17 protein-coding genes are annotated in these 24,875 nt (G+C 70.9%); 13 read left to right on the forward strand and 4 right to left on the reverse strand.

The features are described 5' to 3' along the window. Window positions 1–213: 213 nt before the first annotated feature. Together AC069T_RS14185 and AC069T_RS14190 are read right to left on the reverse strand one after the other, a co-directional pair. Window positions 214–1,929 carry an ABC transporter ATP-binding protein gene (locus tag AC069T_RS14185; RefSeq protein WP_478782998.1) on the reverse strand — a complete coding sequence of 572 codons (1,716 nt, stop codon included), beginning with the start codon at window positions 1,927–1,929 and terminating at the stop codon, window positions 214–216. Continuing rightward, window positions 1,926–3,764 (reverse strand): ABC transporter ATP-binding protein, encoded by a 1,839-nt coding sequence (locus tag AC069T_RS14190; protein WP_478782999.1) that lies wholly within the window; start codon window positions 3,762–3,764, stop codon window positions 1,926–1,928. Before AC069T_RS14190 ends, AC069T_RS14185 begins: the two co-directional genes overlap by 4 nt. Window positions 3,765–4,739: 975 nt before the next feature. Between AC069T_RS14190 and AC069T_RS14195 the strand changes: the two genes are divergently transcribed. From AC069T_RS14195 to AC069T_RS14205, 3 genes are all read left to right on the forward strand, one after another. Continuing rightward, on the forward strand, window positions 4,740–6,656 hold the full coding sequence (locus tag AC069T_RS14195) for an AfsR/SARP family transcriptional regulator (protein ID WP_478783000.1): 1,917 nt from the start codon (window positions 4,740–4,742) through the stop codon (window positions 6,654–6,656). A 32-nt stretch (window positions 6,657–6,688) separates the two neighbouring features. Then, entirely contained in the window at window positions 6,689–7,432 is a 744-nt protein-coding gene (locus AC069T_RS14200; RefSeq protein ID WP_478783001.1) for an SDR family NAD(P)-dependent oxidoreductase, read from the forward strand. A 327-nt stretch (window positions 7,433–7,759) separates the two neighbouring features. Then, the gene (locus AC069T_RS14205) at window positions 7,760–8,377 is read left to right on the forward strand and encodes a response regulator transcription factor (RefSeq protein WP_478783002.1); all 618 of its coding nucleotides are present in this window, start codon (window positions 7,760–7,762) and stop codon (window positions 8,375–8,377) included. A gap of 319 nt (window positions 8,378–8,696) precedes the next feature. Here AC069T_RS14205 and AC069T_RS14210 read toward each other — a convergent pair whose 3' ends face one another. Continuing rightward, complete coding sequence (locus AC069T_RS14210; protein WP_478783003.1) at window positions 8,697–9,539, reverse strand: SAM-dependent methyltransferase; 843 nt, start codon at window positions 9,537–9,539, stop codon at window positions 8,697–8,699. A 231-nt stretch (window positions 9,540–9,770) separates the two neighbouring features. On the opposite strand from AC069T_RS14210, the gene AC069T_RS14215 reads away from it, so the two are divergent. Next, window positions 9,771–10,775, forward strand: a complete 1,005-nt coding sequence (locus AC069T_RS14215) for an Lrp/AsnC family transcriptional regulator (RefSeq protein ID WP_478783004.1) — start codon at window positions 9,771–9,773, stop codon at window positions 10,773–10,775. Between the two features lie 118 nt (window positions 10,776–10,893). After that, on the forward strand, window positions 10,894–12,447 hold the full coding sequence (locus AC069T_RS14220) for an MFS transporter (RefSeq protein ID WP_478783005.1): 1,554 nt from the start codon (window positions 10,894–10,896) through the stop codon (window positions 12,445–12,447). Between the two features lie 286 nt (window positions 12,448–12,733). Here AC069T_RS14220 and AC069T_RS14225 read toward each other — a convergent pair whose 3' ends face one another. Continuing rightward, complete coding sequence (locus AC069T_RS14225) at window positions 12,734–14,776, reverse strand: AfsR/SARP family transcriptional regulator (RefSeq protein WP_478783006.1); 2,043 nt, start codon at window positions 14,774–14,776, stop codon at window positions 12,734–12,736. Between the two features lie 446 nt (window positions 14,777–15,222). Here AC069T_RS14225 and AC069T_RS14230 point away from each other — a divergent pair, with 446 nt between their 5' ends. The 8 genes from AC069T_RS14230 (at window position 15,223) to AC069T_RS14265 (ending at window position 24,814) form a co-directional block, all read left to right on the forward strand. After that, the gene (locus AC069T_RS14230) at window positions 15,223–16,815 is read left to right on the forward strand and encodes a tryptophan halogenase family protein (protein ID WP_478783007.1); all 1,593 of its coding nucleotides are present in this window, start codon (window positions 15,223–15,225) and stop codon (window positions 16,813–16,815) included. Between the two features lie 16 nt (window positions 16,816–16,831). Next, window positions 16,832–17,359: a flavin reductase family protein gene (locus AC069T_RS14235; protein WP_478783008.1), complete on the forward strand. Its 528-nt coding sequence runs from the start codon at window positions 16,832–16,834 to the stop codon at window positions 17,357–17,359. Continuing rightward, window positions 17,344–18,753: a cation:proton antiporter domain-containing protein gene (locus AC069T_RS14240; RefSeq protein WP_478783009.1), complete on the forward strand. Its 1,410-nt coding sequence runs from the start codon at window positions 17,344–17,346 to the stop codon at window positions 18,751–18,753. Before AC069T_RS14235 ends, AC069T_RS14240 begins: the two co-directional genes overlap by 16 nt. A gap of 51 nt (window positions 18,754–18,804) precedes the next feature. Continuing rightward, window positions 18,805–20,175 (forward strand): salicylate synthase, encoded by a 1,371-nt coding sequence (locus AC069T_RS14245; protein WP_478783010.1) that lies wholly within the window; start codon window positions 18,805–18,807, stop codon window positions 20,173–20,175. Further along, the gene (locus tag AC069T_RS14250) at window positions 20,172–21,224 is read left to right on the forward strand and encodes a ketoacyl-ACP synthase III family protein (protein ID WP_478783011.1); all 1,053 of its coding nucleotides are present in this window, start codon (window positions 20,172–20,174) and stop codon (window positions 21,222–21,224) included. The genes AC069T_RS14245 and AC069T_RS14250 overlap by 4 nt, the downstream gene beginning before the upstream one ends. Next, window positions 21,217–22,887: a (2,3-dihydroxybenzoyl)adenylate synthase gene (locus tag AC069T_RS14255; protein ID WP_478783012.1), complete on the forward strand. Its 1,671-nt coding sequence runs from the start codon at window positions 21,217–21,219 to the stop codon at window positions 22,885–22,887. Before AC069T_RS14250 ends, AC069T_RS14255 begins: the two co-directional genes overlap by 8 nt. 77 nt (window positions 22,888–22,964) lie before the next feature. Then, window positions 22,965–23,249, forward strand: coding sequence for a phosphopantetheine-binding protein (locus AC069T_RS14260; RefSeq protein WP_478783013.1), 285 nt, complete (start codon window positions 22,965–22,967; stop codon window positions 23,247–23,249). Beyond that, window positions 23,246–24,814 (forward strand): amidohydrolase family protein, encoded by a 1,569-nt coding sequence (locus AC069T_RS14265; RefSeq protein WP_478783014.1) that lies wholly within the window; start codon window positions 23,246–23,248, stop codon window positions 24,812–24,814. Before AC069T_RS14260 ends, AC069T_RS14265 begins: the two co-directional genes overlap by 4 nt. The last annotated feature ends 61 nt before the right edge of the window (window positions 24,815–24,875 follow it).

Below are 24,875 nucleotides of genomic sequence, written 5' to 3' on the forward strand. Positions count from 1 at the left end.
GCGCTGACACCATGACACCGGAGTCCTCGTGGCCGAGCTCCTCTTCGACACCCGGCTGCGCGCCCCCCCCCCCACCCCCCCCCCCCCCTCCTTCCCCCCCCCCCCCCCCCCCCCCCCCCCCCCCCCCCCCCCCCTCCGCCCCCCCCCCCCCCCCCCCCCCCCCCCCACGCCCGATCCGTCTGCCGTGCACGGCGGGAACCGAAGGACGCCGGCTCAGTCCGTGGCCGCCGGTGCCATGGAGATGTTCCAGAAATCGGCGTAGCGGCCACCGCGGCGCAGCAGCTCGTCGTGGCCGCCCTCCTCCGCGATCCGGCCGTCTTCCAGGAAGACGACGCGATCGGCGCGCTGGACGGTCCGCATCCGGTGCGCCACCATCACCACGGTCCGGCCCGCCATCAGGCGCTCGATGCCCTCGTGGACGGCCGCCTCGTTCACCGGGTCCAGCGCGGAGGTCACCTCGTCCAGCAGCACGATGGGCGCGTTCTTCAGGAGGGCCCGCGCGATCGAGACACGCTGGCGCTCACCACCCGACAGCAGGGCGCCGCCCTCACCGACCTTCGCCTCCCAGCCGTCGGGCAGCCGCTCGATCACCTCGTCCAGCCGCGCGGCGCTCGCCGCCGCCCGCACCTCGGCCTCGGTGGCATCGGGCCGGCCCAGACGCACGTTCTCCTCGATCGTGCCGTCGAAGAGGTAGACGTTCTGGAAGACGATGGCGATCTGCTCCATCAACACCTCCGTGTCGATGGAACGCACGTCCACCCCGCCCACGCGCACCACGCCCGCGTCGACGTCGTAGAACCGCGCGAGCAGCTGCAGCAGGGTGCTCTTGCCCGTGCCCGACGGTCCGACGACGGCCAGCCGCTGGCCCTGCGGTACGGACAGCGACATCCCGTCGATCACCGTCCGGTCGCCGTGCCGGAACACGACGGACTCGAACTCCAGGTCATGGCGCAACGGCCGGACCGGGTCGGTGGCCTCCGGCAGCGGCTCGGCGCGCAACACCGCGTCGAGTCCCGCCAGCACGGAGCGCGCCCCGCGGAGTTTGCCGCCGGTCTCGGACAGCGACAGCAGAGGATCCGCGCAGCGGGCCACCAGTACCAGGATGGTCAGCACCTCTGCCACGCCGATGTCCCCGCCGAGCGCCAGGTAGGCGCCGAGGACCAGCAGTCCGGTGAACATGGCCTGCACGGTGAGCGTCAGGCCCAGGGTGCCGGGCAGCGACGACAGCGTGGACCGGCGGGACGCGCGCTGCACTCCCTGCAACGAGTCGTCCAGCAGCTCGAAGCGCTCGCCGGTCCGGCCGCCGGCCCGCAGCACCGGCTGGGCCTGGAGGAACTCGATGACCCGCCCCGTGGCCTCGTGGTCGCGCTCGGCGCGTTCCGCGTCGCTGGCGGCCATCGAGCGTCCCGTCCAGACCTGGATCGCCGCCACGACCGGCGCGGCGGCCAGCGCGGCCAGACCCATCTGCCAGTTGAGGGCGAAAATCACGGCGACGATCGTCAGGGGAGTCACACTGGCGGCGACGAACGGCGCCAGCAGATGCGCGATCACACCCATCGCCTGAAGGACACCGCGACTGGCCAGGACGGACAGTTCGCCGAGCCGCCCGGTGCTGTACCAGCCGATGGGGAGCTTGGCGAGATGATCGCCGAACCGGTGGTACAGGCCGCGCAGCATCCCGGCGGCGACGAGGAACCCCGACAGGTCGCTGAGGTAGCGCAGCACCGCGTAGAGGGCGACCGAGGCTGCGAAGCCGATCAGCCAGGGCCAGGCGTCGTCGGGCGTGCTGCCGAACAGCTCCCGCAGCACGGGCACGAGCAGGGCGTAGGACAGACCCTCGACGACGGCGGTCGTCGCCATCAGGGCCACGGTGCGACGCAACGGCCGGGCGTACTCGCGTCCCAGCACGCGCAACAGCAGGCGGATCATCGACGTTCGTCTCCTTGGAGTACGCCACCGTTGGTTTCGGCCTCGTCACCGACCGCGGATCGGTGGGTTTGCCAGAACTCTGCGAACCTGCCGCCCCGCGCGAGCAGTTCGGCGGGCCTGCCGCGTTCGACGATCTGTCCGTCGTCCAGCATCACGACGGTGTCGGCGTCGGCGACCGTCTCCAGGCGATGGGCGATGACCAGCAGCGTCCGGTCGCCCTGAAGTGTCGCCAGGGCCTGGCGCAGCGCCTGCTCGGTCTGCGGGTCGGCGAAGGCGGTGGCCTCGTCGAGCACGAGGACCGGTGTGTCGGCGAGCAGCGCGCGTGCCATCGAGATCCGCTGCGCCTCGCCTCCCGACAGTCCGGCGTCCTCGCCGACCACCGACTCGTAGCCGCGGGGCAGTTCGAGGATCCGGTCGTGGATGTTCGCCAGCCTGGCGGCGCGGACCACGTCGTCGAGGTCGGCGTGCGGTACGGCGAGCGCGATGTTCTCCGCGATCGACGCGCGCAGCAGGCGAACGTCCTGGAAGACGAAGGAGACGGTCCGGTACAGGTTCCGGCTGCCGATCTCCCGCAGGTCGGCACCGCCCAGGACGACGGAACCGTGGGTCGGGTCGAAGAACCGCGGCAACAGCTGGACCAGGGTGGACTTACCGCTTCCCGACGGCCCGACGAGCGCGGTGACCGTGCCCGGTTCGAGGACCAGGTCGATCCCGCGCAGCACCTCGTGACCGTCCTCGTACCCGAACCGGACGTCACGCAGCTCGACCCGGTGACCCTGGGGTGCGAGCGGGTGTGCGGGCTCCGCCAGGGGCTGCTCCTGGAGCACCTCCTTGATCCGGCCGACCGCGCGGCCGGCGGCCTGCAGGTCGTCGAAGCCGTGGCTGAGGGCCGCGATGGGCGCGGTGAGACCCAGTCCGAGCAGCAGGAAGGGCAGCAGGTCGGCCGGGGGCATGTCGCCGCCGGTGATCAGGGGCGTACCGCCGAGGAGTACGACGAGCAGGACGAACGGCGGCGACAGCACCGTCTGCATCGCGGCGCCGATCCTGGCGATACCACGCACCCACCGGTAGAAGACGGCGCCGAAGTCGTCGGCGGCGGCGAGGAATTCACGGTGGGCACGTCCGGACGCGCCGAAGGCCTTGACCACCGCGATGCCCTGCACGAACTCCACGACGGAACTCGAGATCCGCCCCATGCCCCCGTCGAACTCCTGCTGTTCGCGCTTGCGGGCCTCGGTTTCCATCAGCGGGACCAGCGCGACGGCGGCCACCACGGGTACCAGGGTGATCAGCGTGAGCCGCCAGTCGATGGTGAACAAGTAGACCAGTGACACGAGGGGCACCACGAAGGCCGCGGTGAGCTCGGCAGGGGCGTGGGCGATGAACGGGTGCACCGCGCTGACGTCCTCACCGACCACCTTGGCCAGCTCACCGGTCCGGCGTCGTGAGAACCAGCCGATCGGCACACGTCCGAGCCGCTCGGCCAGCCGCCTGCGGAAGGTCAGTTGCACCTGACCGTCAAGGATGTGGCCGATCGCTGCGGACGCGGCGGTGAACAGCAGCCGGACGAGGAGACCCACGGCCCCCGCGATCACGACGTTCCAGACGTGATCGTGATCGGTCGGGCCGGGCGCCAGCAGGCTCCGGCCCAGTTCGACGACCGCGAGCAGCGGGACCAGGCCCGCGACGGCGCCCAGGACCTGCAGGATCACGACGGCCGCGAAGCTCCTGGCGTAAGGGCGAAGGAGTCGTCCCGTGCTCTGTTCAGCTGCGGGGCCGGTGTCCGCGGGTGGTGCGGACCGCTCCTTCGACTCGGCAGGGTCGATCGCGCTCATCGGTCTCCCATCGGTTTTGAAACGCGTTCGAATATTGACTGTACCGCAGCAGGGGGTCCACGTGCCCGCGTGTCTCAAGATCGAGTAACAAGGTGCGCATCCGTGGCGCCGGAGTCGTGTCGCGCCCGCCCGGGGGGCGGCGCGAGGGTGGGGTGACAACCGGCCATACCGCAGCTATCGTGACCCACCGCGTGCACTTTTTGGACTTTACGTGTGCATCAGACCGGGCAGAAAGACGGGGGAACCATGCTCAGTCAATCTTCGACCAGTGGTTTAGTCGTGGACTTCTTTCTGCCCCGGGCGACGCGCAGGGCACCGGCAGCCGGGGTGGTATTCGACGGCACCCCCGCTCGCCGTGAACGCGCAATGGCGACGCCATATCGGTGTTGAGCCCGCGGACGCCCCGTGGCTAATCTGACTCCGGCGCGAACAGGACTGTCGGCCTGAATTCATCCCGGACGGGGTCGTGCGGGGTTCAGGTGACCCGTGGTGGCCAGCCGTGAGCGGGGCCCGGGGGCCCGGCGCCTTGCCCCGACCGGCCGGGTGCGCCGGCTCCCCGCTCATTTCTGCGCTGCTGTCTCAACGGTGAGCTGTGGCGATGCGTCTCTTTTCGCATAGGCGAACCACGCGCTCCGGTCCGCTTATGAGGCACGTCTTTTGATGCTGGATACGCCCCGCTGGGGCAAGATCCTCGACGCGCTTGCCCGAATCGGAGGAGATACATGAGATTCCGTGACCGCACGGTCGCGGCGGGAATGCCACGCGGGTCCCCGCGATAGCGCAGTCGGCCCCGCGGCTTCCGGAGAATTTTACCAGGTAACGGGTTCACGAGGAACCCTGTGGATTTCTCCTGCGCGGCGGATACGGAACTGAAGTTCTGCGCATATCCCGGTGTACTCGGACCTGCCGGGCGGAGACCGCGCGGGCCAGGGCTGGGCGAACGGACGGGACACGACTTCAGGAGGCGAACGGCCCATGGCCATGGAGAGACCCCTGCGCATACAGCTCCTGGGACCGGTGCGTGCGTGGAGGGACGGGTCGGAGGTGCCGCTGGGCCCGCCCAAGCAGCGGGCCGTGCTGGGCCTGCTCGCGAGCCGCGCCAACGACGTCGTCGCCGTCGAGACCATCGTGGACGCCGTATGGGGAGGCGGTGTGCCGCAGACGGCCGCCAACGGCGTGCACACCTACATAGGCGGGCTGCGCAGGGTGTTGGAGCCCGGCCGCGGCAGGCGGGCGGCCGGCGCGCTGCTCACCTCCGAATCCGGCGGGTACTGCCTGCGGCTGGACCCCGAGAGCGTGGACGTCACCCTCTTCACCCGCGGACTCGGTGACGCGCGCCGGTCACGGGGGGAGGGCGACTGCGACGCGTCCCTGCGGCTGTACGAGCAGGCACTGTCGCTCTGGCACGGCGAGGCGTACCTCGGAGTCCCCGGGCCGTTCGCCGGGATGGAGCGAGCGCGGCTGCGGGACCTGCGGCTCACGGCCGTGGAGGAGAGGGCCGCCGACATGCTGGTGGCCGGACGGCACGCCGAGATGGTCACCGAACTGACGAGCGCGGTGGCTGAGGAACCGCTGCGGGAGAAGCTGCGGTGGCTGCTGATCCTGGCGCTGTACCGCAGCGGTCGGCAGGCGCACGCCCTGCACATGTACGAGGAGACCCGGCAGTTGCTGAGCAGTGAGCTGGGCATAGAGCCCGGCGCCGATCTGCGCGACCTGTACCAGCAGATCCTGTCCGGCCACCCGGGGCTCGGGTCTCCCGCCGGGGAGAGTGCGCCGGTGCTCCTCGCGGTCCCCCGCGAGGCCGCCTTCCGCGGCGCATTCAAGCCGCTTGAACTACCGCCCCTGGTGCGCGGGTTCGTCGGCCGTTTCCAGGAACTTGCCTACCTGGCGAGGAGATTGGTCGACGACAGCCTGAGACCCGGCGGGACGGCCTCGGTGGCGGTCGTCGACGGGTCGGCCGGCGTCGGCAAGTCGGCGTTCGTCCTGGAGCTGGCGCACCGGCTCGCCGACCGTTTTCCCGACGGCCAGTTGTATGTGGACCTGCGTGGCACCGGACTCCAGGGCCCGACGGTGGACGCCGCGGACGCGCTCGGGCAGCTCCTGGGAAGCCTGGGGGTCGAGAGTTCGCGGATACCCCCGGGCGTGGGCGCCCGCGCCGCCCTCTACCGGAGCGTGCTGCACGGCCGGCGGATGCTGGTGGTGCTCGACGACGCGTCCAGCGCCCATCAGCTCAGGCCCCTCATCCCCGGGGGCTCGTCCGGTGTCCTCGCGACCAGCCGGCAGCGCTTCCGGGGGCTCGCGGTGCGCGACGGTGCCCATCTGGTCACGCTCGGACCGCTGTCGGGACAGGAGTCCGCGTACCTGCTCGCCGGTCTCAGCGGGGGCCGGCTCAGGGCGCGGGACGTGGCCACCGAGCGCCTGGTGACGTTGTGCGGGGGACTGCCACTGGCGCTGCGCATCGTGGCCGACGGGCTGGCGGCCAACCCCGGTGTGCCGGTGGCCGCGCTCGTCGAGCAGTACGTGGCGGAACAGGGACGGCTCGACCGGCTCACGGTGAAGGACGACGCGGCGGCCAGCATGCGCAGTGTGTTCGAGGCGTCGTACCAGGCGCTGCCCGTGGACGCGGCGCGCATGTTCCGTCATCTGGGCCTGTGCAGCGGCCCGTTCACCGTTCCGATCGCCCAGGCGCTGGCGGGAACGGACCGGGACACGGCCCGCAGACTGCTCTCGGTCCTGGTCGCCCATCACCTGCTGGAGGAGGGGCCGGGTGAGCAGTACCGCTTCCACAGCCTCATCGGCATCTATGCCGCCGAGTGCGCGGAGCGGGAACCGCCGGCCCACCGCCAGGAGGCCCGCAACCGGCTGCTGCAGCTGGGATCAGTCACCGCGTAGGTACCGGACCTGCCCTTCAGGAAGTGGAGATCATGGGACAGCTGGATGAGAAAGTCACCCTGGTGACCGGTGGGTCGACCGGGATCGGGCTGGCCACCGCCAGGCGGTTCGCCGCCGAGGGGGCCACCGTCTACCTCACCTGCCGGCGGCGGGAGGAGCTGGACGTGGCTGTGAAGGCCGTCGGGGAGCGGGCTTACGGCGTTCACGGCGATGTGTCGAACCTGGCCGACCTCGACCGCCTGTTCGCCACGATCGAGCAGCGCAGCGGACGGCTGGACGTCGTCGTGGCCAACGCCGGATTCGGCGAACTGGCCCGGCTGGGGGAGATCACCGAAGAGCACTACGACAAGACGTTCGACACCAACGTCAAGGGGACACTCTTCACCGTTCAGAAGGCGCTGCCCCTGCTGCGGAAAGGCGCCTCGGTGATCGTGCTCTCCTCCACCAACGCCTCCCGGGGCGTCGCCGGCATGACCACGTACAGCGCCACCAAGGCCGTCGTCCGCAACTTCGCCCGGACCTGGGCCGCCGAGCTCGCACGCCGCGGCATCCGCGTCAACGCCCTCAGCCCCGGCCCGACCGAGACCCCCGGCATCCGCAGCCTCTCGGCGCCGGGCGGGCGGCAGGTGGCGGACGCCCTCGCCTCCATGGTGCCGTTCGGCCGGCTCGCCGAAGCCGAGGAGGTGGCCGCGGCGGCGGTCTTCCTGGCGTCGGACCAGAGCTCCTTCACCACCGGGGCGGAGCTTTTCGTCGACGGCGGCCTCAACCAGGTCTGAGGGCCCGCCGCGATACCGGCGAGAGGGCCGGCGCCCGGGGAACGGGACGGCGCAGTTCGTCCCCCGGCCGCCGCCCGTGCCGGTGTGGACGGCGACGGTGATTCATATAGACGGCCTACATAATGTGCCCAGTCGAGCTGTCCGATAATGGCCATACACGCGCCGGACGACCACCGTGCGCGGGGACTTCACGAACCGGCTCCGACTTTACTCTGCATTTACACTCGGCGTCTGCGCAATTTAGGATCACGCTTCAATAACTCGCACACCGGTGCTATTGTTTGGCGTGGATCGGGTGTTGTGGCCTCCGGGCCTCTCGAGGAACAAATGGGGGATCGAGTGGGAATCGATGTGCTGGTCTCCGACGACCTGTATCTGTCCCGTTTCGCGCTCACTGCACTGCTTGAGCGGCACGAGGAGATCCGTGTTGTCGGATCGGCGGACAGCCACTTGGAAGCGCTGGAGCTCGCCGAGTCGCACAAGCCGGACGTGGTGATCATCAGCCTGGGGGGCGGGGACGGCGACGCGATAGCCATCGCCGACAAGATAGCGGGGCTTCCGGGGTGCCGGAGCATGCTGCTCGCCACGACGTTCAGTCGGTCGATCGTCCGCAGGACCTTCGCGACCGGGATCGGCGGCCTGGCGGCACGAAGCATGCCACCACGCCAGTTCTTCGAGGTCATCCACCGGGTCCACCGCGGTGAGCGGGTCTTCGACGCGGAACTGACGGTCGCCGCGCTGGGTAACGAGGACTGCCCGCTGACCCCGCGGGAGTTCTCCGTGCTGGAGCATGTCTCCCGGGGTGACACGGTGGGAGAGATCGCGGCGCAGTTACACCTCTCCGGAGGGACCGTGCGCAACTATCTCTCCTCCATGGTGACAAAGCTGGGGGCCCGCAACCGCATCGACGCGTTGCGGATCGCGCGCGAAGCACAATGGATCTGAAGGTCGCATTCCGCCTTGCTGCCGCCGAATGAGGCAGGGATTCCGGAAGAATGGTGATGCGGGAAGAACAGTATCACCGGACGAGGCCCTCCGCGGTTGCTGCCGCATTCTCTGGAAAAACGCCGAGCCAAGGTGTATCGCCAGCGTTCCGGCAATGCAATGACGAGTGCAATCATCTGGGGCCACGGAACGCGCATCGCTCGCAATCCGTGGCTGATCCAAGCCGAATGCGGTCCCGGTCCCGGGTGCGTGCTTTTCACTCCTGTCCCTCGGTTCCCAACCGATGTCACCGCCGTCTCCGTGCTCACGGAGGCGGCGGTCAGCGGACCGCGCTCATGAGCCACAGATGTCCGCCGCCCCCGGTGTGCGGAGCGAACAGACCGGGGGGTCTGCGTCCGTTGCGAAGGGCGAGTTCACCGGGGTCGGTGAGACCGCAGGACCAGCCGTACGGGGCGAGCCATCCGTCCGGGGCTTCGAGCGTGGAGCGCCAGACCGCACCCACGGCGCACCGGGCCTCGGTCATGGCGGAGAAGTTCACGGAACGTTGCAGGGACCGGTCGAAGTGATCGGCCACCAGGTGGCTGCCCGCGGCGGACATCGCCGTGATCCCGGTCAGCACCCGGTCGTTCTCGGCGCGGCTCAGATAGGGCAGCAGTTCCTCGACGACCCACACCGTGGGCCGCCACGGATTGAAGCCCGCGGCCCGCAGCGCCCCCGGCCAGTCACCCCGCAGGTCGGCGACCACCTCCACCCGCGTGCAGCGGGGTTCCTGGCCGGCCCTGGTCACCATGTCGTGCTTCAGGTGCAGGACATCGCGCCGGTCGAGCTCGTACACCACGGTGCCCCGCGCCCAGTCGAGGCGGAAGGCGCGGGAGTCCAGTCCCGAACCCAGCAGCACCACTTGGCGGCACCGAGCGGGCGCGGCCCGCAGAGCGTCGTCGAAGAACCGGGTGCGCAGGGCGACGAAGTCCCGTACCGGTGCCGGGTCCCTCACGGCATGCCCGTCCCACAGGCCCCTCGTGCTAGGAGACACGCCGATGACCTTGGTCAGCACCCGGGCGAGAGGGTCCTCGAAGAACCGGTCGGGGCGCCGGCTCTCCGCCTCCCGTTCGCCCGCCGTGCACAGTGCCGTCAGACCGACGCCCCGGGGGAGGCCCGGCACGGAAACCCTCCGGCCGCACTGCGAATACGCCGTGTCCACAAGCATGCCCCTTCGCATGTCGTCGGCCGCCGCGGCGGGTGTCCGACGGGCACCGTGCCCCCGTCGGCGCCACGTGTTCCGCATTGTTCGGCAGTTCTGCCGGGGCACGCCATCCAGCGCGCCCCTTCTGTCGGAAAACGCGACTCAGAAGGCCCCTCCTGCCGGATGACGACGTCAACTAGCGTGCTGCAGATGGAATCTCATGGTCTGGATGAGCTGGACCTCCGCCTCGTGCACGCCCTGCAGCTCGACGGGCGGGCTCCGCTGAAATACATCGCCGAGGTCCTCGGCGTGTCCGACCAGACCGTGGCGCGGCGCTACCGCCGGCTGCGCGGGTCGGGGGCGATGCGCGTGCTGGGGCTGCCCGACGCCGCCCGCTTCGGCCACATCGAATGGCTGGTGCGGGTCCGGTGCACGCCGGACACAGCGAGCAGCGTCGCAGGCGCCCTGGCACGGCGTGACGACACGTCCTGGGTGAGTCTCACCGCCGGCGGCACCGAAATCGTCTGTCTCACCCGGGCCCCGCACCGCGCGGAGGGCGCGTCCCTCCTGCTGCAGAAACTCCCGCGCACCCCCCGGGTGGTCGACATCTCCGCGCACTACCTGCTGCACACCTTCTTCGGCGGCCCCACGGGCTGGCACGGAAAGACCCACGCCCTGACGGACAAGGAGGCCGAGCTGCTCCGGCCCCGGCTGCCCGAGCCACCGCCGCGAGGAGTGCGCGTGCAGATGCGTGACGGCGACAGCAGCCTGTTCGCCATGCTCGCCTCGGACGGCCGGGCCGGTTACGCCGAGCTGGCCGCCGCCACGGGATGGTCGGAGTCGACCGTCCGGCGCCGGCTGGAGCAACTGCGGGAGATGCGGGCGCTGTTCTTCGACGTCGAGATCGACTCGGGGCTTCTCGGGTACGAGACGGAGATCATGCTCTGGCTCACCGTGCCGCCGGCGGACCTGGTGAGCGTGGCCGAGGAACTGTCCCGGCATCCCGAGGTGGGCTTCACGGCAGCCACGTCCGGCCAGTCGAACCTGGCCGCGATCGCCGTGTTCCGGGACATCGACGAGTTCTACGACTACCTGAGCACGCGCATCGGCGCACTGAGCAGCGTGAAGCATGTGGAGACCGCGCCGGTGCTGCAGTCGATCAAACGGGCAGGCCGTCTCGTTCCGACGAGAAACCCCCTCTTTCCTTCACGGTAGCCGCCTGGGCGTCGATATCCGTCACCTGTCCCGCCCTGCGTAGGCCGCGACGCCCCCGGCCCGGAAGCTGGGCAGGTCGACGGGCCCCCGGGGCTCTCGTACTTGGGAAGGGGTTCGTATGCGTATGAGTAAGTGGTGGCCGTTGGCGGCGATCAGCCTGGGCACCTTCATGCTGCTGGTGGACGTGACGATCGTCACCGTGGCGCTCCCCGACATGGCGGCGGATTTCGACACCACACTCGCCGACCTCGAATGGGTCGTCGACATCTACGCCCTGGCACTGGCGGCGCTGCTGCTCGGGGTGGGTTCCTCCGCCGACCGGATCGGCCGCAAGAAGGTCTACCTCGGCGGGCTGATCATCTTCACGGCAGCCTCACTGCTGTGCGCCATCGCCCCGAACACGGGCGTGCTGATCGCGGCCAGGGCAGTCCAGGGACTCGGCGCCGCGGGGATGTTCGGTACGACGATCGCCCTGCTGGGCATGCACTACGCCGGCCGGGAACGCGGGGTGGCGTTCGCGGTGTGGGGTGCCACCAACGCCATCGCGGCCGCGGCCGGTCCGGTGATCGGCGGACTGCTCACCGAGTACCTGGACTGGCGGTGGATCTTCTTCGTCAACCTGCCGGTCTGCCTGGCCGCCGTCGTGCTGACCAGGCGGGTCGTGCGCGAGGAGAAGTCCACGGGCGGCCAGCGCGCGGACGTCCTGGGCACGCTCAGCTTCACCGTGGCGAGCGGAGCGCTCACCTTCGCGCTGATCCACGCCCACTCGGACGGCTGGAGCTCCTCCCTCACGCTCGGCATGTTCGCCGTCGCCGTGGTGGCTCTCGCGCTCTTCATCGTCGTCGAGTTGAGGCACGAGCACCCCATCCTCGACCTGTCCCTGTTCCGCCGGGCGTCGTTCACCGGCATCATGATCAGCGGGCTCATCCTCCAGGGCGCCGCGTTCGCCTACCTGCTGTTCGAGTCGCTGTGGATGCAGACCGTGCTGGGCTACGGGCCCGTCAAGGCGGGTCTCTACATCCTGCCCATGTGCGGTGCCGCCTTCGTCGTCTCGACGCTGGCCGGAAAGTTCGGCCCCCTGCCGCCCCGGACGGCCGTGGGCGCGGGCCTCGCTCTCGTCGCCGTCGGTTCCGCGCTCCAGGCCATGCTCGACGCGGGGTCCTCGGCCAACACCCTCGTCGCCGGGCTGATCGTGTCGGGAATGGGCGTCGGCCTCGTGACGCCGAGCCTCGCGGCCGCGGCGCTGGCCTCGGTGCCGCCCGAGCGCGGAGGCATGGCGGGCGGTGCGCTCAACACGTTCCGGCAGCTGGGATTCGCGCTGGGCATCGCGGTGTTCGGGGTGATCTTCCAGTCGCGGATCGAGAGTGTCCTCAGGGACAAGAGCGACCTCGAGGGCCCGCACGACACGGCCGTCGCGCTGAGCGGCGGACAGGCGCAGTCGGTCATCTCCGGTGCGCCCGCCGGTGAGCGCGCCGGTGTGGAGCACCTGGTGCGCGACGCGTTCACCTCCGGTCTGAACGTCATGCTGTGGGTGGCGGCCGCGCTCGCGGCCGTGGCGGCGGTCCTCGCCTTCGCGATGGTCCGCCTCCCGGCGGGAGGTGCGCAGCAGCGGGCGCCGCAGGCCGGCGGGAAGGCGCCGACGCAGGAGACCCGGGCCGACGCCAGGACGTAGCGGCGGCCCCCAGGACGCGCGGTCGCTGTCCGGTGCTGGGTTTCATCCCCCGTCGCTCAGCATCGGCGGCCGCGTCTCCCCGGTGCTGCGGGCCTCGTACGGCCGCAGCACCGGGGCATTTTCGTCCAAGGGCTGTCCCGCAGTTCCCGGTGGGTCAGCGCGCGGCGTCAGCTGCGGTGCATCGCAAGGCGGAGGGTCGTCCTCGTACCGGGCGTGTTCGGGCGATCCGACAACGCGAGGTGCCGTGGCTGTCGCCGTGCGCCCGCCGGGACTTGCGGGACGGTCCTCACGGGCGGGGCGAGGCGGTGCCCGCGGGGTCGGCCCCGGTCAGGGCGGGGGGCGGGGCCGGCCGGTGCGGGGCGGTGAGGCGGCCGTCCGCGGCAGCGCTGAGTCTGGTCAGCTCCGTGACGGTCCGGGCGAGTGAGCGGGCCGCGGCGCCGTGCCCCTCGGTGTCGGCCTGACGGAACGCCGCGACGAGGCCGTGCCTCTCGGTGTCGAACCACCGCAGAGCGCCGGCCGCGGCCACCTGGCGTCCGTCGGCCAGGGCGCTGACGGCGGCGCGGGCCCGCATCAGCCATGCGGTGAGCGCCCGGTCGACCGTCGACCTGCGGTCGGCCGCGTCGGTCTCGGACTCCGCGCACTCGCGGGCGAACATGCGGACCACGGGGGGCATCCGGCAGCGCAGCTGCCCGTGCCGGTGCGTCTCGCGCACCTCCAGCAGCCGGGCGTCGACCAGCGTCTCCAGGAGATCCTCGGTCCGGGACTCGTCGGTCTCCAGTACGGAGGCCGCAAGCCAGGCCGGTATCTCCGCGGTGGGCAGCAGCGACAGCCGGCCCAGCGCGGTCCGGGCCCTGACCGGCAACCGCAGGTAACTCGGGCGCAGCGAGGACCGGACGTCGATGTCGGCGAGGCGCAGTTCGTCCAGCGGTCGCCGGTCGCCGTCGGTCAGCCTGCGCGCCATCTCGGCCAGCGGCCAGTGGGGTTTGGCGGCCAGCCGTACGGCCACCACCCGGACGGCGATCGGCAGCCGGCCGCATCGGACCATCAGGGAGTCGGCCACGTCGTGCTCCGCCGCGATGCGGTCGGGACCGATCACGCGGCGCAACAGCGCGAGTGCCTCGAAGCGGGTGAAGACATCGAGTTCCAGCGACCGCGCGCCCTCCAGGGCCGTGAAGCGTGACCGGGTCGTCACGACCACCCGGCTGCCGGCGGCCCCCGGAAGCAGTGGCCGCACCTGCTGTTCGTAGTCGGCGTTGTCCAGGACGACCAGGCAGCGGCGTTCGGCGAGCACACTGCGGTAGAGCTGGGTGCGCGCCTCCAGGGTCACGGGCATCGGGGTGCCGGGCTCGCACAGTGCCTGGAGGAACCACTCGAGGACGTCGTAGGGATCTCGTGGACGCTCCTGCGGCCCGCCCAGGTCCGCGTACAACTGGCCGTCGGGGAAGGCGTCCAGGCACCGGTGCCCGGCCTGGACGGCGAGGGCGCTCTTGCCCACTCCCGCGGTGCCGGTCACGATGACCGGGGCCGGCCCGATGCGGTCGCCGCGCAGCAGTCCGGACAGTTCACGCAGCTGGGGCTCGCGGCCCGTGAAGTCGGCGACGGCCGGAGGCAGCATGCCCGGCCGCACCCGGGGCCGGGCATGGACGCGGATCTCCTGGGGGAGGGCGGCGAGCCGGGGATCCCCGGACAGGATGGACTGGAAGACGTCGGTGAGCATCGAGCTGGGATCGATGCCCAGTTCCTCGGCGAGGATCGCCCGGCCGCGCTGGTACTCGGCCAGCGCGTCGGCCTGCCGGCCCACCCGGTAGAGCGCCGTCATCAGCTGGGCGCGCAGCCGTTCGCGCAGCGGGTGGTCCTGGACCAGGTCGACGAGTTCGGAGACCAGCGCGTCGTGGCGGCCGAGCGCGAGATCCGCGGCGATCCGGCCCTCGAGCGCGGCCATGCGGGTCTCCTGCAGCCGGGGGAGTTCGACCCTGGCCAGGTGCTCGGTCACACCGCTGAGCGCGGGGCCGCGCCACAGCGCGAGTGCCGCGGCCAGATGCTCGGCGGCAACGGCGTGGCGGCGGGCCTGCAAGGCGTCGTAGCCGAGACCGGCCAGTCGCTCGAACTCGGCGTAGTCGAGTGTGGCGTCGGTCAGGACGAGGCGGTAGCCCGGCCGGTGACGCAGGATCGTCGCTCCGGGGGACAGCAGTTTGCGCAGCCGTGAGACGTAGCTGTAGAGCTGCTGGTCGACCGTGGCGGGAGGCGTCGGCCCCCAGGTGACCTCGCGCAGTTGCGCGTCGGAGACCACGCGGTCGCCCGCGAGGAGCAGCGCGGCGAGCACCGTCATCGGTTTCTCCGCCATCGGTGTGGGACCGCGCCCCGCTCGATGTATTCCGACAGGCCCCAGAACCCGGAATTCCACGCGTACCCCCCTTGTGTGTTCACGGTCCGGATCGACCGAAAAGGTTCGGTCCCATGAGGTCGAGGGGAATGGTGCGGAACGACCCCGAGGGTACCAGCCGGAGATCTGCCCGCAGAACGTGATTTCCGCATGAAACCCCATGTGTTTCGCATGCCTGTGTTCTTCATCCGTGCACATGAGATATGCACCCGTGCCTGGTCGTCGCGTGTTCCGGACGCTCCGCCCGAGATTTCGGAGGCCTCGCTGACCTGCGCGGTATAGGAGGGCTATAGCTTCCCTCCGCCTCGATATAGAAACCGTCCGCAAGATGTGGACCTGAGTGGACAGCCGGGTGGAGATCCCGCTGACTCGAATGCCGATGGGGGAGTGCCATGAGTGACGGGCGAATCAGGAGTCTGGTCATCCTCGGCGGGGGAACGGCCGGCTGGATGACGGCGTCGTATCTCGGGAAGGCCTTGCAGGGAGAGGTGGACATCACCCTGCTCGAAGCCCCCGCCATTCCGCGTATCGGCGTGGGGGAAGCGACGGTCCCGAACCTGCACTCCGCCTTTTTCGACTTCCTGGGGATTCCTGAGCACGAATGGATGCGGGAAGTCAACGCCAGCTTCAAGGCGGGCATCAAGTTCGTGAACTGGCGCACACCGGGACGCGGGGTGCCGCAGCCCCGTCCGCTGGGCGCCGAGACGGACTACTTCTACCACCACTTCGCGCACCTCCAGCAGCACGACGGGATCCCGCTGCCGCAGTACTGGTACCTCAAGCAGCAGCGCGGTGACGACCCCGGGCCGTTCGACCGCGCCTGTTTCCCGGAGACCGCGGTGCTCGACGCCAACAAGGGGCCCTGGAAGGCGGACGGAACGCCGGCCATGGACTACGCCTGGCACTTCGACGCCGCGCTGGTCGCCGACTTCCTGCGCCGCTTCGCCACCCAGAAGCAGGGCGTGCGTCATGTCCAGGGGGAGATGGCGGAGGTGATCCAGGACGAGCGCGGGTTCATCACCGCGCTGCGGACGAAGGACGACCAGCTTCTGGAAGGCGACCTGTTCGTCGACTGCTCGGGCTTCCGCGGCCTGCTGATCAACAAGGCGATGAGCGAGCCGTTCCTCGACATGGGCGACAAGCTGCTGTGCGACAGCGCGGTGGCCACATCGGTCCCGCACGACGACGAGGCCAACGGTGTCGAGCCGTACACCTCGTCGATCGCCATGTCGAACGGCTGGACCTGGAAGATCCCGATGCTGACGCGGTTCGGCACCGGCTACGTCTTCTCCAGCAAGTTCACCACGCGTGAGGACGCGACCGAGGAGTTCTGCGCGCTGTGGGGGCTCGACCCGAAGGACACGCCGTTGAACCAGGTGTCCTTCAGGGTGGGCCGCAACCGCCGGGCCTGGGTGCGCAACTGCGTCGCCGTCGGCCTGTCCTCCTGCTTCGTGGAACCGCTGGAGTCGACGGGCATCTACTTCATCTACACGGCCATCGAGCAGCTCGCCAAGCACTTCCCGGACAAGCGGTTCGACCCGACGCTGATCGACCGGTTCAACCGCGAGATCGAGAGCATGTTCGACTTCACGGTGGACTTCATCCAGACCCACTTCGCCTTCTCGCCCCGCACGGACACGGAGTTCTGGCGGGCGAACAAGAAGATCCCGCTCGGGGACGACCTGCGCGAGAAGGTCGAGCTCTACCGGGCCGGTCTGCCGGTCAACCCGTACTCCTCGGGTGAGCAGGTGCTGCACGGCACGTCCGAACTCGGCAACAAGAACTTCTGGAACAACACCAACTACTGGTGCATGTTCGCCGGCCTCGGCTTCCTGCCCGAGAACGTGCTGCCCGCCCTCCAGTACAAGCCCGCCTCGGTGGCCGGCGCGGAAGCACTCTTCGCCGACGTACCGCGCCGCGCGGCCGAACAGCTCAAGGAGCTGCCCTCCACGTACGACATCCTGCATGCCCTGCACGGCAAGTAGAGCGCGGAGACCTTCCATGAAGCCGGCAACACGTGCGGAGGCGGGCGGCCACGCCCGCCTCGAAGGGGCCGACGGGCTGCGGCAGTTGATGGCCGGATTCCCCACGGGCGTCGCGATCGTCACCGCGTTCGACGCCGAGGCCCGTCCCTGGGGGATGACCTGCACCTCCCTGGCGAGTGTGGCCCTGGAACCGCCCACCCTCCTGGTGTGCCTGCGCCGCGGCAGTCCCACCCTGGGGGCCGCACTCACCGGCGGTGAGTTCGTCATGAACCTTCTCCACCAGGAGGCGCGGTCGACCGCGGAACTGTTCGCCTCGGGCGCGCCGGACCGGTTCGACCGCGTCGACTGGAACGTGCAGCCGGGCGCCGCCGGACCGCATCTGCACACCGACGCCCACGCGGTCGCCGACTGCGCGGTCGTCCGGCAGGTGACGCACGGCGATCACATCGTCGTCTTCGCCGAGGTGCGCGACGTCCTCCTGAACCCCACACCGGCCCCCCTGCTCTACGGCCTGCGGCAGTACGCGTCATGGCCGGCGATCTGAGGCTGGCGCCGCCTCCGCGGCGTGCCCGCACCCGACACCTCTACGCCCTCCTGGTACTCGTCCCGGTGATCCTGGTGGCGGCCGTGCTGCGCCTCGGCGGCACGATCACCGGCGCGCACGAGGCGGCGGCCGGCCCGGACAAGGCGCCCACGGCCCCGGGAACCTTCGGCGCGCTGTTGCTCGCCCTGCCGGTGATCCTGCTCGTCTGCCACCTGACGGCGAGTCTCTTCAGACGGCTGTCCCAGCCCGCCGTCATCGGCGAGATCGTCGCCGGCGCGGTCCTCGGCCCCTCGCTCCTCGGCCTGCTGTGGCCGTCCGGGTACCACTGGCTGTTCCCGGAGGAACTGACATCACCGATCAACACGCTCGCCCAGCTCGGGCTGGTGTGCTTCATGTTCATGGTCGGCTACGAGCTGGACCTGGGGGCGGTGCGCGGGCGCGGGAAGACCGTCCTGACCATCAGCCACGTCGGCGTCGCCCTGCCCCTGCTCGCGGGGGCGCTGCTGGCGCTGGGCCTGTACCGGCCCTATGCCCCCGACGGCCTGGACTTCACGGCCTTCGGGCTGTTCATCGCCGTCGCCATGAGCATCACGGCCTTTCCGGTGCTGGCCCGCATCCTCGCGGAGCGGCGCTCCGAGACCGTGACCGTCGGGCCGGTCGCGCTCTCCTGCGCGGCCGTGGGAGACGTCACGGCCTGGTGTCTTCTCGCCGTGGTCGTCGCCGTGGCCGGGCACTCCTCACCGTTCGGGGCGGTGCGGATCGTCTGCCTCACCGCCCTGTTCTGCGCCCTGCTGCACTTCGCCGTACGGCCCCTGCTGGAGCGCACGCTCAACGGACGCACCTGGCCGCGCGGCCCCATGCTGCCGGTGCTCTTCTCGGGCATCCTGCTCTGTGCCCTGACCACGGACCGGATCGGCATCCACGCGATCTTCGGGCCCTTTCTGCTCGGCGCCGTCACGCCCCGCGGCTCCGCCCCGGTCGAGTGGGCCGTGGGGCGCCTGCGGTCGGTGACCGAGACGCTGCTGCTGCCGCTGTTCTTCGTGTTCTCCGGGCTGCGTACCTCGATCGGACTGCTCGACGACTGGCAGGCGTGGTGCTGGTGCCTGGCCGTCGTCCTGACGGCGACGGCCGCGAAGTGGGGCAGCACGACGCTCGCCGCCCGCGGCTGCGGCATGAGCTGGACGGACTCGCTGTCCATCGGCGCCCTGATGAACTGCCGCGGCCTGACCGAGCTGGTCGTGCTCAACATCGGTCTGGACCTCGGTGTCATCACGCCCACGGTGTTCACGATGTTCGTCGTCATGGCGCTGATCTCCACCGTGCTCACGACCCCCGCGGTCTCACTGATCGCACGGCTGTCCGCAGGGTCGCGAGCCGGCCCGCAGCCGCGGTGAACCCTTCGCCTCGCATTTTCCTTTCGGTTGTTGAGAAAGAGGACGCTCGCGATGTATCAGTCCCCCAGGCACTACTTCGAGACCAGGCTGCGGCTCGCCTCGGACCCCATGACCGCGGCCGCCCGCCTGGCTTCGTCCGGGCTGCACCCGGACTACGTCGTCTACGAGAACGCCGGCACCTGGTCCTACGCCGGCGGTGCGCTCGCCGAGATCACGCTGGACCGTACCGGCGCCCGGCTGCGGCAACCGGAGGAGGTGCATCTGCCGTGGGACGGCCGCCCGCTTCAGCAGGTGCAGAACCTGCTCGACGCCGTTCAGGTCAAGGACTGGCGGGCCTACGGCTGGGCGGCGTTCGAGCTGTCCTACGCCAAGGGCGGAGACCTGCGGCATGTCGGTGACCAGCGGCTGCTCCACCTCGTCGTGCCGCACACCGAGGTCAGGATCGAGAGCGGCGAGGCGTATCTGCGCTCCGTCGACCAGGCCGCCCTCACGGCCGTGCTGGACGTGCTGGCGGCGGAGGACACCGAAACGCGGACCGCGCCGAACCCCGTCGACGTACGGCAGGCCGGAGCGGACGACTACCGCCGGGCCGTCGGGGCCGCGGTCGATGCCATCAACGACCGCCAGCTCCAGAAGGTGATCTTCTCCCGGGTGGTCCCGGTCGATCAGGAAGTCGACTTCGTCGGCACGTACCTGGCGGGCCGGCGCGGGAACAACCCCGCACGCTCGTTCCTCCTCAGCCTCGGCGGCATCGAGGCGACGGGATTCAGCCCGGAGATCGTCGTGCAGGTCGACCCGGACGGAAGGGTGGTCAGCCAGCCCCTGGCCGGAACCCGGGCCCTGACCGGCGAACGGGCCGAGGACGACCGGCTGCGCGCCGAACTCCTCTCCGACCCCAAGGAGATCTACGAACACGCGATCTCCGTGAAGATCGCCTGCGACGAACTGCTCGAGGTGTGCGTCCCGGGCACCATAGACGTCGAGGAGTTCATGGTCGTCAAGGAACGCGGCACCGTGCAGCACCTGGCCTCCCGGGTGGGCGGACAGCTCGCCGAGGGCCGGCGGGCCTGGGACGCCTTCAAGGCGGTGTTCCCCGCGGTCACCGCCTCGGGCGTACCCAAGGACGCCGCGTACGACAGCATCCGCACCAACGAGTCCGAGGCACGGGGTCTCTACAGCGGGGCCGTCCTGACGGTGGATCACACGGGCGGCATGGACGCGGCCCTGGTACTGCGCAGTGTCTACCGGCAGAACGGCCGCACCTGGCTGAGGGCCGGCGCGGGCATCGTCGGCCAGTCCCGTCCCGAACGGGAGCTGGAGGAGACCTGCGAGAAGCTGGGGAGCGTCGGACGCTTCCTCGTGCCTGCCGCCGAGCCGGTCGGCGCGGGCTCCGGCGCGATGGCGGGAGGGGCCCGCTCGTGAAGGTCAGCGGCATCCACCTCGCGGGCATCGCGACCCACCTGCCGGAGCGGTACCCGACCCGACGCGCCGTCGAGGAAGGGCTGTTCGACGAGGAGAGCCGGGAGGAGGCGGGAATCGAGTCCGTGCCCGTCGCGGGCGAGACCCTCGCACCCGACCTGGCGGTGCGCGCCGCGCAGACCGCGCTGGCCCGCTCCGGTCACGGACCCGGGGACTTCGGCGCGCTGTTCCACAGCAGCGTCCACTTCCAGGGCCCCGACGGCTGGTCCGCCCAGCACTACGTCCTGCGGCACACGATCGACCGCCCGGTGACCGCCGTGGAGGTACGGCAGGGCTGCCTCGGCATGCTCTCCGCTCTGGAGATGGCCGCCGCCCGTCTCATGGCCGTGTCCGAGCCGCCGGCGGTGCTGCTGACCTCCGGCGACAACTTCTCCACCCCCCTGGTGGACCGCTGGCGGGCCTCGAAGCTCTTCCTGCTGGGCGACGCCGGCGCGGCGGCCGTGGTGTCCCGGCGGGGCGGCTTCGCCCGGGTGCTGTCCGTCGGCTCGGTGTCCGCACCGGCGATGGAGGAGCTGCACCGCGGCGGGGAGCCCATGTTCCCGCCCGGCCCCACCGTGGGACGCACCCTCAACCTGGAGGAGCGCCGGGAGTTCTGGCGCCGGGAGTGGGCCCGCGGAGTCCCGCCGCCCATGGGGAACTTCGGTGACACGGTCGCCGCCGCCGCCCGGCAGTCGCTGACGGAGGCCGGCGTCACCATGGCGGAGATCTCCCGGGTCTGCCACATCGGCTTCTCCCAACTGCCTCTGCAGGCGTCCTTCCTGGACCCGCTGGAGATCGACGAGAAGCGGGGCATCTGGGAGTTCACCCGCACCACCGGCCACCTGGGCGCCGCCGACCCCGTGGCCGGTCTCGAACACCTCTGGACGACCGGACAGGTCGACACCGGTGACCTCGTGATGGTCATCGGCGCCTCGCCCGGCATGGAGGCGGGCTGCGCCATCGTCGAGATCACCGCCTTGCGCGACGCCGACGGGGAGGACGACCGTGCTTGAGGGATGCACGCCGTGGCCAGGGGAACGGGCACGGCACTACCGGGCGGCGGGCCACTGGCGGGGGGAGAACCTCGCGGACCTGCTGTCCGCCGCCGCGGCGGCACACGGTGAACGCACCGCGCTCGTGCAGGGGAAGCACCGTCTGACCTACACCGAACTCGACCGCCGGGTGGCCCGGACGGCCGCGGGCTTCGTCGAGCAGGGCATCGCCGCCGGCGACCGGGTGGTCGTACAGCTCCCGAACGTGCCCGAGTTCGTCATCGTCTGCTTCGCCCTGTTCCGTATGGGAGCCAAACCGGTGTTCTCGCTGGTCTCGCACCGGGCCAGCGAGATCTCCCACCTCGTCGCGCTCTCCGGAGCCGTCGCCTACGTGGTGCCGGGCACGTACCAGGGCTTCGATCACGTGCGGCTCGGCCTCGGCCTCGTGAGCGAGTACGACACCCTGCGGAAGGTCTTCGTCCTGGACAGGGCGGCACTGGACGCGGCCGACGCCCCCGACGGCGCACTGGTCCCGCTGGACGAGGTCGACGCCGAGCCCGCGCCGCTGCCCCCGCCCGACCCGTCCGACGTCGCGTTCTTCCTGCTGTCCGGCGGCACGACGGCGCTGCCGAAGCTGATCCCACGGACCCACGACGACTACACGTACCAGACCAGGGCCGCCGCGGAACTGCTCGAACTGGGGCCCCACGACGTCTACCTGGCGGTGCTCCCGGCGGAGTTCAACTTCACCTGGGGCTGCCCGGGCGTGGTGGGAACCCTGCGCTCCGGCGGCACCGTCGTCCTGATCGACACGCCCATCGCCGACGAGTGCTTCGCGGCCATCGAGCGCGAACGCGTCACCTTCACCTCACTGGTGCCGACCCTGGCCCAGCTGTGGCTGGAGGCCGCCGAGTGGAAGACGGCCGACCTGTCGAGCCTGAAACTCGTGCAGATCGGCGGGGCCAGGCTGCCCCGCTCCGTCGCCGAACGCGTCACCCCCGGGCTCGGGTGCAGACTGCAGCAGGTCTTCGGAATGGCGGAGGGACTGCTCACCCTCACCCGCCCCGCCGACGACGAGGAGGCCGTCCTCACCACCCAGGGCCGGCCGCTGTCGCCCGACGACGAGGTACGGATCGTCGGCCCCGACGGCGCGGACCTGCCGCCGGGCAGCACGGGTGAACTGCTGGCCCGGGGCCCGTACACCCTGCAGGGCTACTACCGGGCACCGGAGCACAACGCCCGTGCCTTCACCGAGGACGGCTTCTACCGCACCGGCGACCTGGCACGGCTGACCGGGGACGGCGCCCTCGTCATCGAGGGCCGCATCAAGGACGTCATCATCCGGGGCGGCGACAAGGTGTCCGCCGGAGAGGTGGAGGAACACCTGCTGGCCCATCCGTCGGTGGCCGAGGTCGCCGTCGTCCCCGTACCCGATCAGTTCCTGGGCGAGCGGGTCGGCGCCTATGTGGTCCCGGACGGTCCGCCGCCCGGCCTGCGGGAGCTGAAGGAGGCCCTGCACGCGGCCGGTCTGGCCGACTACAAGCTCCCCGACTGGCTGGCGATCGTCGAGAACCTCCCGCTGACCGGGCTCGGCAAGGTCGACAAGAAGACCCTGGCGGCCGACGTGGCGGCCAGGCTCCGTGCGGCGGACACCGCCCCGTCCGGACAGGCGGCCGGCCGATGACGTCGTACGCCGCCCAGCGACGGGACGACGGCCCCGCCCACCCTCATCACACCGACGCCGAAGGACCCAGGACAACGATGGAAACCACAGGGGACAGCTCGGGAGGGACACCGACGGAGGTGTCCGCCGCGCTGCGCGAAGCCGTCGCGGCCATGATCGGCACCGAACCCGACGCGATCGAGCCGGAGGCCAACCTCATCCATCTGGGGCTCGGTTCCCTGGAGATGATGCGGCTGGTCAACCGGTGGCGGCGGGAAGGCCTGCCGGTGCAGTTCCGCGAACTGGCCGCCGTGCCCACGCTCGACGCCTGGCAGCGGCACTTCGACTCCGTCGCGGCCGGGACCGGGGAGGCCCCGGCATGAACGCGCCCCCGCTGCTGGACGACGAGGGGCTTCCCGCCCGCCCGCCGGCGCTCCTGATCCACGGCGGACACGTCTGTACGGCGGACGCCGAGGCCCGGGTGCACCCGACCGGGTCGGTGCTCGTCGTCGGCGACCTGATCGCCGCCGTGGGCCCGGTCGAGGACGTGGCGCAGGCCGTCGCCGGGCTCACCCCCGGGCAACGGGCGGGGCTGCGCACCCTCGACGCCCGGTCCATGCTCGTCATGCCGGGCTTCGTGAACAACCACTGGCACGATCTGTTCGCGCTCCGTCTCCCCTTCAAGGGAGCCCTGCGCCCACCGTCCGACCGGGCCGACGAGCCGGGCTTCATGGCCCTCGGCGGGGACATCGCCAAGGTCTCCGCCGGGTTCGAGGGATTCCGCCGCCTGGTGGACGCCCTGGAGCCCGACGAGGCACAGGCCGTCGCCCGGTACGCGCTCTGGACCCAGCTGCGCTCCGGCACCACCACGCTCGGCGACCTCGGCTCCGTCAACCGTCCCGAAGCACTGGCGGACGCGGCACTGGACCTGGGGATCCGCTGCGCGGTGAGCGCCTGGGTGGCGGACACGGTGTGCGGGACGGGCAGCGGGGCACCCGAGCGCACCCGCGACGCCGACACCGAACTGGCCCGGATGCAGCAGGTGCTGGACCGCGGCGCGGCCGACCGGACGGGCCGCCTGCGCGCCTGGCCCACGGCCCCCTACCTCACCAACATGAGCGACGAGCTCGGCCGCGGCCTGGCCCGTCTCTCCGCCGAGTACGACGTTCCCTTCGCCACGCACGTCGGTGCCCTGCGCCACGAGGCGGAAGCGGTGCGCGCGCACTTCGGCACCACACCCGTGCGCAGGCTGGACCGGCTGGGACTGCTGAACGACCGGCTCATGGCGGTGCACTGCGCCTTCGCCGACCCCGAGGAGCGGCAGATGCTGCTCGACGCCGGGGTCCACATCAGCCACTCGCCCGCGAAGTACGGCCCCACCGGGGAATCCACCCTGACCGAGACCGGTCTCATACCCGGCCTCAGGCGCTCCGGCCTCGACGTGTCCCTGTCGACCGACGGGGGCGTGTTCCCCGTCATGGGCATGGCCGAGGAGATGCGGGCCGCCTGGCAGATGTACAACGAGCTCGCGGCGGACCACACCGCCCTGCCCGCCAGTGAGGCGCTCGCCATGGCCACCCGGATCGCCGCGCGCGGCCTCGCCTGGGAGCAGGAGGTCGGCAGCCTGGAGGCGGGCAAGCAGGCCGACCTGGTGCTCGTACCCGTCGACGACTGGCGCTACCTGCTCAACCCCCGTCCGCTGGAGGGCTATCTGACCCTCGGCGGCACCGCGGACGTGCACACGGTGCTGGTGGCGGGCCGGATCCTGCTGGAGCACGGCCGTGCACCGCACGTCGACGAAGGCGGTCTGCAGGACGCCTACCTGCACGCCCTGCGTTCCTTCTCCGCCCGGGCCCTCGGCGTCGCCGAGAAGGAACTGACCGCACTGTTCGACGACAATCCCCGGCTGCGTACGGCAAGGACCGCCCGGGCCGCCCTCCGGGCCTGAGACGCCACGCCGCATCCCGCGCTCTCGCCTGTCCTGCTCGCGCCCTGTACGGAGGTAGCGC

The organism is Streptomyces sp. NPDC043867 (assembly GCF_056435845.1).